Here is a 13,847-nt window from a genome sequence, read left to right on the forward strand (position 1 = left end):
GACACCGCACACCTCGGACCAGGCGGATCACCGTTCGGCTACAAAAGGTCAGAACCGGTGCTCGACAGAGGCGCCACCGTGCTGCACTGGTGTAGTCGGTCGTGAACCGGTTGTGAAGGCGGGCTAATGGATCGCAAAATCAAACCGGCCTGGCGTCGTCTCGGTCGGGAAATCCGGACACTCCGAATCAGGTCCGGGATGACGCAGGCACAGGTCGCCAAGGAAATGCAGATGGTGCCCTCGCATATCTCCGCCTGGGAATGCGGGACTCGGGGGATGACCGGGAAGCAGGCAGAGAAGCTCGACCGAGCGCTCAACACGTCTGGTGTTATCGCACGGGCGTGGGCGAAGGCACACGCGCCGGACCCGCTACCGGTGTGGTACGAAGAGGTCGAGCAGCTGGAACACCGGGTTACCGAACTGCGGGAGTACCAGCCGCAACTGATTCCGGGGCTGATCCAGATCGAGGACTATGCGCGGGCGGTGTACCGTGAAGGTGCTCCCTGGATCACTCCAACGGACCGGGAACGCAGGGTAAGGTCCCGGCTGCAGCGGCAGCACATCCTGGAGAAGGAGGCCCCACCTCTGGTGTCAATGGTGGTGGAGGCGTCCGTAATCCAACGCGCCATCGGCGGACAGAAGGTGCTCAAGGAGCAGCTCACGCACGTCCTGGGACTGATCGAGCGAGAAGCCATCCGGTTCCAGGTCATGGCTCCAGACGCAGAGTGCCACCCGGGAGCGTCAGGGCCATTTCGCATCTACACCTTCGTGGATACTCCTCAGGTCGCCTCAGCCGAGTACATGGGAGGCGAGATGACTTTGGACGACACAATGAAGATCCAACAGTGCGCGACGATCTTCGGTGTCCTCCAGTCCGAAGCGCTCTCACCCCGCGCAAGCAGCGAATTGGTCCGGAAGGTCAGGGACAACCTTGATGTTCGAGCATGAGTCCACGTGGCACAAGAGCAGTTACAGCGCTGTAGAAGGCAGCTGTGTGGAGGTAGCGGAAGGACCTGCCGTCCTCGTCCGCGACACCCAACACCGCCACCTCGGCCACCTCACCTTCTCCCCCAACGCATGGGCGACGTTCCTCCACGAACTCAAGACCCACACGATGTAACCCCGCCCCAAGAACGCAACCAGCGGCCAGGCATCAGCCCGGCCGCCGGTTCATTGCAGGCCGTCTCGGGGGGAGCGGAGTCGCATGACCTCCTCGCGCAATTCCGCGCAATCGAGCGGTGGACGTGCGGCATCCGGAGCATCCTGGTCCCCGACATCGCTGAAAGGAAAGGGACCCATGGCGCGCAGGATTCGCGTGATCGGTTCGACATCTGAGTACGGCAATTGCCCCACGTTGTACGAGGACGTGGACACTGGCGAAGTGATCGTGCAGGGCTATACCGTCACCGACCCGAACGACCTCCGGCAGTTCCGGCACGTGCTGGACGGCGAGTCGTTCGTCGTCGTTCCCCGCGAACTACTCACCCGCTTTCCGTTGAAGGACTGATTAACGTGGTGACATACATCGACGAGGCCACGTTCGGCGACTACTTCCGGGACTTCCAGTACACGGCGTGGCGACTGGAGTCCCGGCGCGGCTACGCCAGTGACCGGGCCAGCGAGAAGTACCAGCGCTTCCTCGCCGGACAGCCACTCCCGGACGATCGCCACCGGCCATGGCGTGTGAACGTGCGGGAGCAAGTGCGCCAGGGCAAGTGGTTCGCTCGGGTGCGCATCCTTGACTCCCCTCCCACTGAGGGCCAGCGTTACCTTCTCACCTCAGCCGCGTCCAACATCGCATCGGGCGAGGACATCCGGAACCTGTGGCGGGCCGACGCCGAAAAACTCGGCCTCCCCGCCGTCGACTTCTGGCTGTTCGACTCCCGTCGCGCGCTGGTCCTGCACTTCGACCAGGATGACGAGCTTCTCGGCTCCGAACTGGTCGAGGACCCGGCGCGCATCGTCGAGTTCTGCCAGATCCGAGACGCGGCATGGCACCACGCCATCCGCCGGGACGACGTCCTTAGACAGCTACCGTCAACAGCGTGAGCACTGACTTCCAACAGGGGCGTGCGGCCCTCGGTGCGCGGCTGCGTGAGCTGCGCACCGAGGCCGATCTGACCGGCAAGCAACTTGCCGCACGTCTCGGCTGGCAGCCGTCCAAAGTTTCACGTCTGGAGAATGGCAGGCAGACCGCTACGGTTGCCGACCTGGAAGCCTGGGTTGCGGCCCTCGGCGCAATCGACGACCTTCACGAACTCAAGGCACGCCTACGGGGCCTGGAAACCTCGTATCGCAGTTGGAAACGCCAACTGGCCGCCGGCCACCGAGCTGTCCAGGAGGGTCACGCCCTCCAGGAATCGCAGGCCAAGATCGTTCACCTCTTCGAATCCGGCATCATCCCCGGCATCTTCCAGACTCCCGAATACGCCCGCGGTGTCCTCACCGACGTGTCCGACCGCATCGGTTCGCCACGCGACATTGAAGCCGGCGTGCGCGCCCGAATGCAGCGACAGGAAGTGCTGTATCGACCTGGCCGCCACTTTCATGCCCTCCTCTGGGAGGGTGCACTGCACGTGGTGCGCTGCGCCCCTGAGGCGATGGCCGCCCAGCTCGACCGCCTGTGTGGTGTCATCGGACTGGATACCGTCACGCTCGGCGTAATCCCGTTCGGCGTTCGCACCACATTTTCGCCGATGCATGGCTTTTGGATCATGGACGAACGTCTCGTCGTCGCGGAAACGTGGAACGCTGAACTTTGGCTCGACTCGACCGACGACGTGACCCTCTACCGCAAGATCTGGAACCTCATGGCCGCCTCCGCCGTCTACGAGCACAAGGCGCACCGCCTCATCACCCGCGCACGGGATCAGTTCACCCGGCCGTAAGCGACTTCGCGCAACGCCGGCCAGCAGCGCCGCAATCCGGCGCAATCGCCAGGAGGCGCCGGGTCACTCCGTCATACGGTCCGGGCATGGCAATCACGATCGCTCCGATCACCGTGGACCTGCCGCACACCTTCGACGCACGGTGGAACCGCATCCCCGGTATCACCGTCACCGGCAGGACGCTCACCATCGATCCGGCCTCGTACTACTTCCGCGTCGAGTCCACCACGTGGACGGTCATCGACTGGGAGAAGGTCGCCGCTGCACTGCTGCCCATCAATGAGACGCCCACCGAGTCCATCGAGCAGATCGCGCTGAACTACATCGCCGAGCACGGCCGAACGACCACCGACCCGGCCGAGGTGCTGCGGATCGCCTGGCAGGTCTACGGCTTCCTGTTCCGCGAGGAGCACCTGCCCTCGCTCGGCCTGGAAGCGGTGACCGCGGACCACCTGCGGATGCTCGCCGAGGTCTCCACCCTCACAGCGCTCAACAAGGTCGAGCCCGACGGGAGCATCAGCAACGTCGGCCCTGCGTGGTTCTTCGTCGACGCCGCCAAAGTGGTCTACGACCTCGACCGGGAGACCGCCGACATGCTGGACGAGGTCTTCCACGGCGGATGGTTCAACGAGAACCGCCGCATCGAGAGCATCAAGGCCCACGCCGCCCTCGGCGGGAGGCTGGTGCACGCTTGTCAGTCCGTCCCCGACAGCCGGGGCGGCGTCGTCGCCCCCTACGGCACCCCAATGGACCGCATCCGCGACGAACTCGCCGGATTCCGCGACGAGTGGATGTCCCGGGTCCAGTCGTTCGCGGTGAACTGACACCCGCCCAACGAGGCTCCCCGCGCGGCGGGGAGCCTCTCTTCGCCCACGAGAGGCCCCATGCACACCGCCGACATCGACCAGCTCCGCGATACCGTCCTGCGCCGCGCGGGGCTGACGGCCCGGGACCGTGACGTCCTGCACGACTGGGCGCTGTCCCACGTCGAACGCCTGGGCACTCCCAGCGGAACCGTCATCTTCAAGTGCGCCGTCCAGCCGTTCCTGGAGGAGGCCCGGTCCCTGTCCCATCTGCGCACGGCCGGAATCGACGTCCCCGAGGTGATCGCGTCGGTGCGTACGCCCACCGCGCTGGGGATGGTCCTGGAGGACCTGGGCACCCCTGAACGGGAAGCGACCGACGCCGACGGCGTCGCGGCGATCGTCCCGCTGCACGCGGCCACGGCACCCGACCACCTTCCCATCGGCTCAGCGGAGTGGCTGGCCACCCTCCCCGCGCGGGCGCTCGGGCACCTGAACCGGCTCCGTGCGGCCGGTCGGTGGAACGAGGCCGGCGACATCGCTGCGGCCCTTGCAGCACTGGACGAGGCGTCCTTCCCCCGGGCCCGCGGTGTTCGCACGCCGCCGTTCGGGTGGGTGCACTCGGAATTCCACCCGGAGAGCCTGCACGTCCGCGGTGATCGCCGCCGCCTCTACGACCTGGCGCGCGCGTTCGCAGGCCCGGGGCTGATCGATCTGGCGTCCTGGCACGGCACCATCGACGCCCCCGACCCCGCGCGCACCCGCGCCCTCATCGACGCCTACGTCGCGGCCGGCGGGCCGGACCAGGCGCTCGCCATGCGCGGCGGGCTGCCGGCCGAGAACTGGGCGCTCGGCTGGCACCGCGTCTGGGTCGTGGAATGGTTCCTCGCCCAGGCCGCCGTCTGGATCGTCGACCACGCCACCGACCACGTCTATGTCCGCGTCGTGCGCCGCCACGTCCAGGACGCGGTCCATCTGCTGAAGGTGTGAACCATGGAGCCCCCCGCCCTGCTCATCGACATCGACGGGGTCCTCAACCCCTTCCCCGGCCCTCAGGGATCGGTGCCTCCCGGCTACCGTCCGCACCGCGTTTCCCCCGAGGGCCATCGCAACATCCTCGTCTGGCTCGACCCCCGCCACGGGGCGTGGATCACCGCGACCGCCGCGATGGGCCTCGTCCGACCGGTGTGGGCGAGCAGTTGGATGGCCGACGCCGACCGGTGCGTCGGCCGCCACGCCGGCCTGGACCCCCAGCCCTACATCGACCTGGGGCGCCCCGGCATCTGCACTCCGCACCCCAACGGCTACCTGTGGAAACGGGACTCTGTCCGCACCTGGGCGGCTGACCGGCCGTTGGCGTGGATCGATGACGACTTCACTGACGCCGACCACGCGTGGGCGGCGCAGCGGACCCGTGCCGGGACGCCGACTCTCCTCGTTCAGCCCGACCCCCACATCGGACTCCGGCGCGGTCATCTCCAGGCCGTCCGGCTGTGGGCGGTCGGCCTGATCCACGAACAGGAGGCCGAGGAGGGCCATGCCACGGCACCCGGGTGACCGCCTCACCGCTCCGGACGGGCGGACCGTGCACATTGACCTCCGGCTGGTCCCGCTCATCCGCCTGCTGTGGAACCTCGACATCCGCACGCGGGCCAGTTGCCAAGACTACGGCGAATCCCTCCAGGCGCATCCGGGCCTGCCTTCGGGCGACCCGCGATGGATCGAGTTCCACCGGGGCCGCGTCTGGCTGAAACTCCCCGCCCAAGACGCCCAGCGACTCCTCACCATGGTCGGCACCGACCGTGGGCTACGAGCGGCTCTGCGACGATGGGCCACTGCGGACTCCTGGCTGGCCTTCCGCCCGGTGGTATTGGACGCGTTCGGGGTCGGCGTCGAGACGTCGAACGACGTCCACCTGTTCTTCCCCTCGGCTCACCTCGGCAGGATCGAACACGTGCTCGGAATGGCGTCCGCACGGCCGGTGGACCACCCGGCGGCGGAACCCGGCCGAAGTCCCGTCGCGCCCAAGCCCCCGTCACGCAACCGGCGGCCAGGCATCAGCCCGGCCGCCGGTTCAGGGGACGTCCCCCAGGATCACAGCTCGTACTCGAACACCACTCCATAACCGACCGGAACGTCCGGGTCGCCCTCGGGGTAGGCCTGGCCGGCCGCGAGCACGCTGGTGGTGCCGGGGATGGCCGTCGGCTTCGGGATGTTGAGCTCGTACCCCTCCTGGGTGGGGGTGTAGCGGGTCAGCTCGCCGTCGGCGGCCCGGTGCACCAGGTCGCCGTCCCAGCTGCCGTCCTTGAGCCACAGGCCGCCGGCGCCGTCGTCGGTCACGCCGGTGTACTCGCCCTCCTCGTCGCCGGTCTGCACCGTCCACTCCGTGCCGTCCCAGTGGGCGAGCAGCGGGAGGTAGCGGTTCCGCTCGTCGTCGTCGACGTAGTGGATGGAGCCGACGGCCCACACGTCGTCGGCCGCGCGGGCGTAGACGTCGTCGAAGGCGGCGGAGGGCTCACCGCCCGGCAGTTCGACGTCGGGGACGTCCATCGGCTGCCACGCGGTGCCGTCCCAGCGCTCGGCGGTGGGCTGGTCGCCGTCGTAGCCGACCGCGAACACCGCGTCGGAGGCGACGCCGGACACCGCCTGGTGCGCCGCCTCCGGAGCGGGGTAGTCGCGCCAGATCTCGCCGTCGAAGTAGGCGGCGCGGGCCCAGCCGTCGACCGGCTCGGAGAGGAGCCACACCGCGTCCTTCGCCACCGCCTCGATGTCGGTGGGGACCAGTGCCGGGTCGAGTTCCACGGCGCGCCACGAGGTGCCGTCGTAGTGGAGGGTGCTCGCGCCGTCGGCGGACTGACCGGCCGCCCAGACGTTGTCCGGAGCGGAGGCGTCCGCCACGGTCGGGCGGACGGTCCAGTCCGCCGGGAGCTCCTCGCGCACCCACTCGGCGCCGTCGCGGCGGTGGATCCAGGTCGGCCCCTCGTCGTCGGCGATGCCGAAGGCCCAGACGTTGCCGGCGTCGGCGGCGGCGACCGTGTCGAACGTCCCGCCGAGTTCCGGCGATCCCAGTGTCAGGCGCCCGGTGGTGTTCTCCGCCGTTTCCGGGCCCGCGGGCGCCGGGTCCGCGTGCGCCGAGCCCGTGAGGGCGGCCGTCGTCGCCAGCGCGACGGCCGTGGCCGCCGTCACGCGGACGGCCTGGCGGCCTCGGACGGCAGCGGTACGCCTGCGCCCACCAGAATTCGTCATACGGTCATACTCCGTTCGCTCGGAGATCACGAAAATCTGTTGGTAGGACGTGCCACCGCACGCGCAGGTTTGCCGGAAACCACGGGTTTTTCCGACGTATCACTGAATAATTAGCGGCGCAGACCGCCTGAACGGCGGCGTTGACACCGAACCGGCTGGTCGTCCGAGTGTGGGGATGGTCAGAGCGCGTCGGCCCCCCGGCCGGGACGACTGCGGTAGAGGTCCCGCATGAGCGCGATCTCCGCGCTGTGGTGGATGACCTCGCGGTTGATGTGCAGCGCCAGCGTGACGAACGGCAACTCCGACCACTCGGGCGGCTCGGCGGCGCCGACCGGCGCGTCCCAGTCCTCGGGGTCGAGGGCGCGGACTCCGGCGCACCAGGCCGTGTAGGCCCGCTCCAGCCGCCGCAGCGCCTCGTCGGCGCTGCCGGGCCAGGCGGCGTTCTCCCGCATCATCGTCCGGCCGCCGAAGTGGTGGTCCACCCGCATCTCCAGCACCTCGACCACGATGTGGCCGAGCCGCCAGCCGACCGTGGTGACGGGGGGCGGCACGGGCTCCGGCCACTCGCGGTCCGGGGCGAAAGTGCCGTCACTGAGCCGGCGCACCGACCAGCAGCCCTCCACCGGCTCCCAGAAGAACTCGTCGTCGCCCAGCCCGATGAGCCGCGGGCGCAGCGAGGTCTCCCAGTAGAACTCCAGCTGCCCGAGAATCTCGGCGGTCCAGTTCACCACATGTCCCCTCTGCCCGGCACCGGCGTCGATTATCCATCGCCGGGCGGGCGGAGCGCCCTCGCAACGGGCTCTCAGCCCCGCCGGCCGACTCCGGCCAGGACGCCGACGCCGACGGCGGTCACCTCCTCGTCCGGATACGGCCACCACGCCATGTCGGCCAGCCCGGGCTCCACCAGCGTGAACGGCTCGAAGAGCGCCGCGGCGCGCTCGCGGGCCCGCCGCCCGGCCGGGACGTCGGCCGGCGCCGTCGCCCCGTTCGCGGCCCGTTCCTCGGGCAGCGACCGCTGGGCGATGGCGATGCGGCTGCCCGGGCAGGACGCGGCGTGGAAGGCGCGCACCAGCGCCCCGGGATCCACCCCCGCCGACCGCACGGCGTCGGGCTCCACCATGAGCACGGCGACCGGATCGGCGAAGTCGACCAGCCCGCGCGCGGCCAGCACCGCGACGACCGCCTCCGGATTCTCCCCGAACGCCCGCACCACCGGCACCGCGTCCGCGGACGACGACGCCCGGCCGTGCAGGGACACCGTGGATTCGGTGGCGACGTACACGGCGCGGGCGCCGGAAAGGTGATGGCGGGCGACGTGGTGGATTCCGTCCGCGGCCGGAAGCCGCGACCCCACGTCCACGAATTGCGCGATCCGCAGATCCGCCGCGAAATGACTCACGGCCCGCCGGAGGAATCCGCGTTTCAGCTGTTCCAGCCGCGCGTTCCCGGGGGCCGCTTCCGCCACGGGCGGGCTCTCACGGCCGGATCGCCGCAGGAAGTCCGCGACCCTGATGACGCGCGGGGGCGGAACCTCAAGCGCGGGGAGATCGTGCTCGAAGTGCCGTGCCCGCTGATCGTCAGTCACGATCACGCTCCCCGACCGTCGCCTGATCAGGGCTCGGTGAACGGGTGAGAGCTCCGCGTCGGTGCCCTCGGAATCCCGCGACGTCCCGTGGCCCTTTCATTAGCGCCCGATGGTACCGCCTCCACCGTCATTTATCCCCCCGGTGCAATTCAACGGCGGGTAATGCGGATTTCGCGGGGACGGCGGTTTTCCGCCGGTCCTCAGGGACGCGGGCGCGGGTCCGGAACCGGGGCGATCCGGTCGTCCACCAGGTCGTAGTGCCACCTCGGCCCGCGCGCCGCCAGCTCCGCGACGGCGCCGACCAGCCGGTCGACGTGCTCCTCGGTGGTGCCCAGGCCGAGGCTGGCGCGCACCGCCTGGGTGTGCCCGGCCGGCAGGAGTCCGCGGGTGAGCAGGTGCGCGCAGAAGAGGCCGTCCCGCACGCCGATCCCGTACTCCGCCGACAGTGCCGCCGCGACCAGGTCGGCGGCGAGGCCGTCCACCACGAACGACACGATGCCGACGCGCGGGTGGTCGCGGTCCCAGAGGCCGAGGTCGTGCACGCCCGGGATCCGGGCCAGTCCGGCGCGCAGCCGGTCGAGCAGCGCCTGCTCCCGCTCGTGCAGCCGCTCCTGATCGGCGGCGCTGAGCGCGTCACAGGCCGCGGCGAGCGCGACGGCGCCCAGCACGTTGGGGCTGCCCGCCTCATGCCGGGCCGGCAGGTCGTTCCACCGCACGTCGTCCTCGGTGACGTTGGCGGTGGCGCCGCCGCCCGCGAGGTAGGGGGTCGCGGCGCGCAGCCAGTCGGTCCGCCCGGCGAGGACGCCCGAGCCGAACGGGGCGTACAGCTTGTGCCCGGAGAACGCGACGTAGTCGGCGCCGGTCGCGGCCAGGCTGAAGGCCCGGTGCGGAACGAGCTGCGCGGCGTCGACCACGATGCGCGCCCCGGCGGCGTGCGCCACCCCGGTCAGCTCCTCGACCGGCCAGATCTCGCCCGTGACGTTGGACGCCGCCGTGACGCACAGCAGCCGTGGCCCCTCCGGGGCGGAGCCGAGCGCCGCGCGGGCCGCCTCGACCGCGGCCCGTGGGCTGTCCGGCAGCGGCAGCCGGACCACCCGGCCGGCGCGGCTGCCCCGGTGCTGCCAGGGCAGCAGGCTCGCGTGGTGCTCCGAGGCGAAGACGACGACGGTGCAGCCGTCCGGCACCGAGCGGGCCAGCAGGTTGAGAGCGTCGGTGGTGCTGCGGACGAACACCACCGCGTCGCCCTGCCGCGCCCCGACGAACCCGGCCACCGAGCGGCGGGCCCGCTCGTAGGCGTCGGTGCTGACCTGGGAATGGAAGCCGGCGCCGCGGTGCACGCTCGCGTAGTAGGGCAGCGCCGCCTCCAGCGCCCGGTGCACGGCGGTGAGGCACGGCGCGCTGGCGGCGTAGTCGAAGTTGGCGTAGTCGACCCGCTCTCCGGTGACGAGCGGGACGCGGACGTCGGCCCCCAGGATGCCGACGGCGTCGCCGTCAGCAGCGGGGACGGCCGCGTCCGTGGACCGGGACGACTCGGCGATCGGGTTCTCGGCGACAGCGGTCATTCAGGGCACCTCCATGGGTCCGGGGACCCCGGGGTGCACGCGGCGGTGCTGGCACGGGAGGGGTCCGCGCTTGCCTGACACGGTTACGTACTCGGTCGTGTCTCGACCTGGTCCTCACCCGGGGCACCCCACCGCGGAAGGAGGGTTGCCGGCCAGCAAGCCGGGGCTTGACGCTGGCGCTCATGACCTGCCGGTGACTATAGCGCACGGTGTCCGGTTCGCGGCAAGCCGGGGGCGCGGGGGACACGGAGTGATTGACAACACCCCGCGCCCCCCGGTGATACTGGCGATGCCCGGCGCCGCCGGAGGCACCTCCGTGGCAGCCGCGCGGAGGAGGACCCGCGCACCCGTGGGAGGAGACCCGCCCTGGACGGCCACGACCGCTTCCGGCGCCGATCCGGCCTCCCCGGCGGACCGCTCCCCACGCCCACCGGCGCGGCGCGGTGAACCCCATCAGTGCGGCCGGGGCGCCGCTCGCGGGCGTGCGCGTCGCCGACCTGTCGCGTGTTCTCGCCGGCCCCTACGCCACGATGCTGCTCGCCGACCTCGGCGCCGAGGTCGTCAAGGTGGAGAGCCCGCGGCACGGCGACGACACCCGGTCCTGGGGACCCCCGTGGGCCGGCGGCGAGTCCGCCTACTATCTGGCGGTGAACCGTGGCAAGCGCAGCCTGGCCGTGGACCTGAAGGACCCCGACGGCCTGGCCGCCGTGCGGGAACTGTGCGCGCGTTCCGACATCGTGGTGCAGAACTTCCGCCCCGGCGTGGTGGACCGCCTCGGCCTGGACCATGCCGCGGTGCGGGAGCGCAACCCCGCGGTGGTGTACTGCTCCATCAGCGGGTTCGGGCCGGACCACCGTCCGCCGGACCGTCCCGGCTTCGACCTCATCGTGCAGGCGGAGAGCGGCCTCATGGCGGTCACCGGCGAGCCGGCGGGGCCGCCCGTGAAGGTGGGGGTGGCCATCACCGACGTGCTCACCGGCCTCAACGCGGCCGTGGCCGTGCTGGGAGCGCTGGTCCGCGCCCGCGCGACCGGCCGCGGCGAGCACGTGACCGTCTCCCTGATCGGCTCCGCGCTGTCCGGCCTGGTCAACGTCGCGCAGTCGGCCCTCGTCACCGGCGAGGAGCCGCGGCGGTACGGCAACACGCACGCCTCCATCGTCCCCTACCAGGCGTTCGGCACCGCCGACGCCGACATCGTCATCGCCGCCGGCAACGACGCGCTGTACCAGCGGCTGTGCGCGGCCCTGGACCGCCCCGACCTCGCCGCCGACCCGCGCTTCGCCGCCAACCCCGGCCGGGTGGCGCACCGCGCCGAACTGATCGGCGCGCTCTCCGCGACGCTGCGCGAACGCGGCGCCGCCGAGTGGCTGGACCGCCTGCGGCGGGCCGGCGTCCCCGCCGGCCGGGTGCGCGGCGTCCTCGACGCCGTCCGCGCCGCCGATGAGGCGGGCGACGACGTCACCCTGTCCCTCCCCCACCCCACGGCCGGGCCGCTCGACCTCGTGCGCGCCGGATTCCGGCCGGCCGCCGAGCCGCACGGCGGCACCGGCGAAGCCGCACCACCGCACGGCTCCCCCGGCCCGCTGCCACCACCGCTGCTCGGCCAGCACTCGACCGCGATCCTCGCCGAACTGGGCCTGTCCGAGCAGGAGATCGCCGCCATGGTCGAACGCGGTGCCGTCCACCAGCACGAGACCCGGTGAACATCCCGCACCGCACACCACGCCCGCACCCTTCCAACGGTCCGGAACCCGGCCAATGGCAGGCGAACGGGGGGAAGCACACCGGCCGGAACCACGAACACCGGCACGGCCACCACCGACCGCCACCCGTCCCGATGAGGTCGATCACGCGGCGCGTGGACGCCGTCGCGGTGGCCGAGGTGATGGCCGAGACGGTCCAGCCGGGAGGGTTGGGCGGCAGCGACCGAACGGTCCCTCCAGGCGAGTCCGACCGCCTGCGGCCTGGCGGGGGCGATGGCGGCGCGAAGGCCGCACGGGCCGCACCGGCCGCGTCGTTAAGGGTGCGGATGGCCAAGGACTCGTGGACGTCGATGAAGTTCCTGCCCGTCCCGTTCCCCCACTCCACGGCGCGCTCCACGTCCAGGTGGCCGGGCGGACGAGCGGGACGAGTGACCGCCGGCCGGGTTCGGTCCGTGCGAGCGTGCCGGGGCGGCCGGTGGTGGCGATGAAGGCGGTACCGAGGGCGCCTTGGCGGACCGCAGGGGGCGTGCGAACCTGTTCGCGTGAGGTGCGGGCCGAGGAGCGCGGTGCCGGCGGCGTATCCGTTCCAGCGGAGCGTTCACGTCGACGACGCCAAGGCGCTGCTCCCCTCCGGTGCGGAGCCGCCGGGGCTGCGCGCCCGCACCGCATCGCGGAACCCCGGTTCCACGCGGCTCTCCTCCGGGAACGGAAGGGGTAGCACCGGCTCCATCCGACCTCGCCCGGCGGAGCCGCCCGCAGACCAGACCGGACCTCACCCAACGACGTATGGAGTCCCGATGACCGACCAGCGCGGACCGGCGGTTCCCGCTCCCGACGACTTCCTCGCGGTCGACGCCGCGCTCACGGCCGAGGAGACCGCGATCCGCGACACGGTCCGCGACTTCGCGGCCCGCGAGCTGCTGCCCGGCGTCGCCGACTGGTTCGACGCCGGCACCATCCCCGATCCGCGCGCGCTCGCCAAGGCGTTCGGTGAGCTGGGCCTGTTCGGCATGCACCTGTCCGGCTACGGCTGCGCGGGCGCCAGCGCCACCGCCTACGGGGTCGCCTGCCGCGAACTGGAGGCGGTGGACTCCGGGCTGCGCAGCTTCGTGTCGGTGCAGGGGTCGCTGGCCATGGCCGCGATCCACAAGTACGGATCCGAGGAGCAGAAAACGTCCTGGCTGCCGCGCATGGCGGCCGGCGAGGTCATCGGATGCTTCGGGCTGACGGAGCCGGACTCCGGCAGCGACCCCGGCTCGATGCGCACCCGCGCGCGGCGGGACGGCTCCGACTGGATCCTCGACGGCACCAAGATGTGGATCACCAACGGCTCGGTCGCCGACGTCGCCGTGGTATGGGCGGCCACCGATGACGGCATCCGGGGCTTTCTGGTGCCGACCGATGCCCCGGGATTCACCGCGAACACCGTCCACCGCAAGCTCTCGCTGCGCGCCTCCATCACCTCCGAGCTCGTGCTGGACGGCGTCCGCCTCCCCGGCACCGCACTGCTGCCCGGCGCGACCGGGCTGGGCGCACCGCTGTCCTGCCTGAACGAGGCGCGGTTCGGCATCGTGTGGGGCGTCGTCGGCGCCGCCCGGACCTGCTACCTGGCCGCGCTGGACTACGCGGGCACCAGGGTGCAGTTCGGCCGGCCGATCGCCGGGTTCCAGCTCACCCAGCGCAAGCTGGCCGACATGGTCGTCGACGTGAACCAGGCCGGCCTCACGGCCGCGCGGCTCGGGCGGCTCAAGGACGCCGGGCAGTGCCACCACACGCAGGTGAGCTTCGGCAAGTTCGCCAACGTCGCCGCCGCCCAGCGGGTGGCGGCCGCCGCGCGCTCGATCCACGGGGCCAACGGCATCACGCTGGAGTACCCGGTGCTTCGCCACCTGCTCAACCTGGAGACGGTCGCCACCTACGAGGGGACCGAGGAGGTGCACGCCCTCAGCATCGGGCAGGCGGTCACGGGGCTGTCCGCGTTCCGCTGACCGCGTGACCGGCTGACCGACCGTCCGGGCCCGGGTGGACGCGTGCGTCCGCCCGGGCCAGGGCGTTCGTCC

Annotated in this window: 15 protein-coding genes and 1 riboswitch; of the genes, 11 read left to right on the forward strand and 4 right to left on the reverse strand. The window is 71.3% G+C overall.

Annotated features, from left to right (window positions below):
- Positions 1-126: 126 nt before the first annotated feature.
- The 9 genes from ACFQRF_RS21485 to ACFQRF_RS21525 all read left to right on the forward strand — a co-directional run bounded on the left by ACFQRF_RS21485 (position 127) and on the right by ACFQRF_RS21525 (position 5,816).
- On the forward strand, positions 127-948 hold the full coding sequence (locus ACFQRF_RS21485; protein WP_379872947.1) for a helix-turn-helix domain-containing protein: 822 nt from the start codon (positions 127-129) through the stop codon (positions 946-948).
- Positions 935-1,120: a DUF397 domain-containing protein gene (locus ACFQRF_RS21490; protein WP_379872948.1), complete on the forward strand. Its 186-nt coding sequence runs from the start codon at positions 935-937 to the stop codon at positions 1,118-1,120. Before ACFQRF_RS21485 ends, ACFQRF_RS21490 begins: the two co-directional genes overlap by 14 nt.
- A 177-nt stretch (positions 1,121-1,297) precedes the next feature.
- The gene (locus ACFQRF_RS21495; RefSeq protein ID WP_379872949.1) at positions 1,298-1,507 is read left to right on the forward strand and encodes a hypothetical protein; all 210 of its coding nucleotides are present in this window, start codon (positions 1,298-1,300) and stop codon (positions 1,505-1,507) included.
- Between the two features lie 5 nt (positions 1,508-1,512).
- Entirely contained in the window at positions 1,513-2,049 is a 537-nt protein-coding gene (locus ACFQRF_RS21500; protein ID WP_379872950.1) for a DUF6879 family protein, read from the forward strand.
- Positions 2,046-2,888 (forward strand): helix-turn-helix domain-containing protein, encoded by an 843-nt coding sequence (locus tag ACFQRF_RS21505; protein ID WP_379872951.1) that lies wholly within the window; start codon positions 2,046-2,048, stop codon positions 2,886-2,888. Before ACFQRF_RS21500 ends, ACFQRF_RS21505 begins: the two co-directional genes overlap by 4 nt.
- Positions 2,889-2,974: 86 nt before the next feature.
- Positions 2,975-3,712, forward strand: coding sequence for a hypothetical protein (locus ACFQRF_RS21510; RefSeq protein WP_379872952.1), 738 nt, complete (start codon positions 2,975-2,977; stop codon positions 3,710-3,712).
- Between the two features lie 60 nt (positions 3,713-3,772).
- A complete protein-coding gene (locus ACFQRF_RS21515) occupies positions 3,773-4,681 on the forward strand; it encodes a phosphotransferase family protein (RefSeq protein ID WP_379872953.1) in 909 nt (302 codons plus the stop codon).
- 3 nt (positions 4,682-4,684) lie between these two features.
- Positions 4,685-5,248 (forward strand): hypothetical protein, encoded by a 564-nt coding sequence (locus ACFQRF_RS21520; protein ID WP_379872954.1) that lies wholly within the window; start codon positions 4,685-4,687, stop codon positions 5,246-5,248.
- Entirely contained in the window at positions 5,229-5,816 is a 588-nt protein-coding gene (locus ACFQRF_RS21525) for a hypothetical protein (RefSeq protein WP_379872955.1), read from the forward strand. Before ACFQRF_RS21520 ends, ACFQRF_RS21525 begins: the two co-directional genes overlap by 20 nt.
- On the opposite strand, the gene ACFQRF_RS21530 is transcribed toward ACFQRF_RS21525, so the two are convergent.
- The 4 genes from ACFQRF_RS21530 to ACFQRF_RS21545 all read right to left on the reverse strand — a co-directional run bounded on the left by ACFQRF_RS21530 (position 5,786) and on the right by ACFQRF_RS21545 (position 10,084).
- On the reverse strand, positions 5,786-6,877 hold the full coding sequence (locus tag ACFQRF_RS21530; protein WP_379872956.1) for a hypothetical protein: 1,092 nt from the start codon (positions 6,875-6,877) through the stop codon (positions 5,786-5,788). The two genes, ACFQRF_RS21525 and ACFQRF_RS21530, sit on opposite strands and share 31 nt — an antisense overlap.
- Positions 6,878-7,116: 239 nt before the next feature.
- Complete coding sequence (locus ACFQRF_RS21535) at positions 7,117-7,665, reverse strand: DinB family protein (RefSeq protein WP_379872957.1); 549 nt, start codon at positions 7,663-7,665, stop codon at positions 7,117-7,119.
- A 74-nt stretch (positions 7,666-7,739) separates the two neighbouring features.
- Positions 7,740-8,522 (reverse strand): SAM-dependent methyltransferase, encoded by a 783-nt coding sequence (locus tag ACFQRF_RS21540; protein ID WP_379872958.1) that lies wholly within the window; start codon positions 8,520-8,522, stop codon positions 7,740-7,742.
- A gap of 200 nt (positions 8,523-8,722) precedes the next feature.
- On the reverse strand, positions 8,723-10,084 hold the full coding sequence (locus ACFQRF_RS21545) for an aminotransferase class V-fold PLP-dependent enzyme (protein ID WP_379872959.1): 1,362 nt from the start codon (positions 10,082-10,084) through the stop codon (positions 8,723-8,725).
- Between the two features lie 61 nt (positions 10,085-10,145).
- A riboswitch (SAM riboswitch) is annotated at positions 10,146-10,272 on the reverse strand.
- Between the two features lie 255 nt (positions 10,273-10,527).
- On the opposite strand from ACFQRF_RS21545, the gene ACFQRF_RS21550 reads away from it, so the two are divergent.
- Entirely contained in the window at positions 10,528-11,787 is a 1,260-nt protein-coding gene (locus tag ACFQRF_RS21550) for a CaiB/BaiF CoA transferase family protein (protein WP_379872960.1), read from the forward strand.
- Between the two features lie 797 nt (positions 11,788-12,584).
- Complete coding sequence (locus tag ACFQRF_RS21555; RefSeq protein WP_379872961.1) at positions 12,585-13,775, forward strand: acyl-CoA dehydrogenase family protein; 1,191 nt, start codon at positions 12,585-12,587, stop codon at positions 13,773-13,775.
- Positions 13,776-13,847: the final 72 nt, after the last annotated feature.

It is taken from the genome of Marinactinospora rubrisoli (assembly GCF_042664915.1).
GTDB lineage: Bacteria > Actinomycetota > Actinomycetes > Streptosporangiales > Streptosporangiaceae > Marinitenerispora > Marinitenerispora rubrisoli.

What these genes read in the sequence shown, in the direction of transcription:
- ACFQRF_RS21490 (WP_379872948.1), top strand. Translation starts at nt 935, where the DNA reads ATGTTCGAGCATGAGTCCACGTGGCACAAGAGCAGTTACAGCGCTGTA.
- ACFQRF_RS21510 (WP_379872952.1), top strand. Translation starts at nt 2,975, where the DNA reads ATGGCAATCACGATCGCTCCGATCACCGTGGACCTGCCGCACACCTTC.
- ACFQRF_RS21520 (WP_379872954.1), top strand. Translation starts at nt 4,685, where the DNA reads ATGGAGCCCCCCGCCCTGCTCATCGACATCGACGGGGTCCTCAACCCC.
- ACFQRF_RS21495 (WP_379872949.1), top strand. Translation starts at nt 1,298, where the DNA reads ATGGCGCGCAGGATTCGCGTGATCGGTTCGACATCTGAGTACGGCAAT.
- ACFQRF_RS21555 (WP_379872961.1), top strand. Translation starts at nt 12,585, where the DNA reads ATGACCGACCAGCGCGGACCGGCGGTTCCCGCTCCCGACGACTTCCTC.
- ACFQRF_RS21485 (WP_379872947.1), top strand. Translation starts at nt 127, where the DNA reads ATGGATCGCAAAATCAAACCGGCCTGGCGTCGTCTCGGTCGGGAAATC.
- ACFQRF_RS21545 (WP_379872959.1), bottom strand. Translation starts at nt 10,084, where the DNA reads ATGACCGCTGTCGCCGAGAACCCGATCGCCGAGTCGTCCCGGTCCACG.
- ACFQRF_RS21515 (WP_379872953.1), top strand. Translation starts at nt 3,773, where the DNA reads ATGCACACCGCCGACATCGACCAGCTCCGCGATACCGTCCTGCGCCGC.
- ACFQRF_RS21525 (WP_379872955.1), top strand. Translation starts at nt 5,229, where the DNA reads ATGCCACGGCACCCGGGTGACCGCCTCACCGCTCCGGACGGGCGGACC.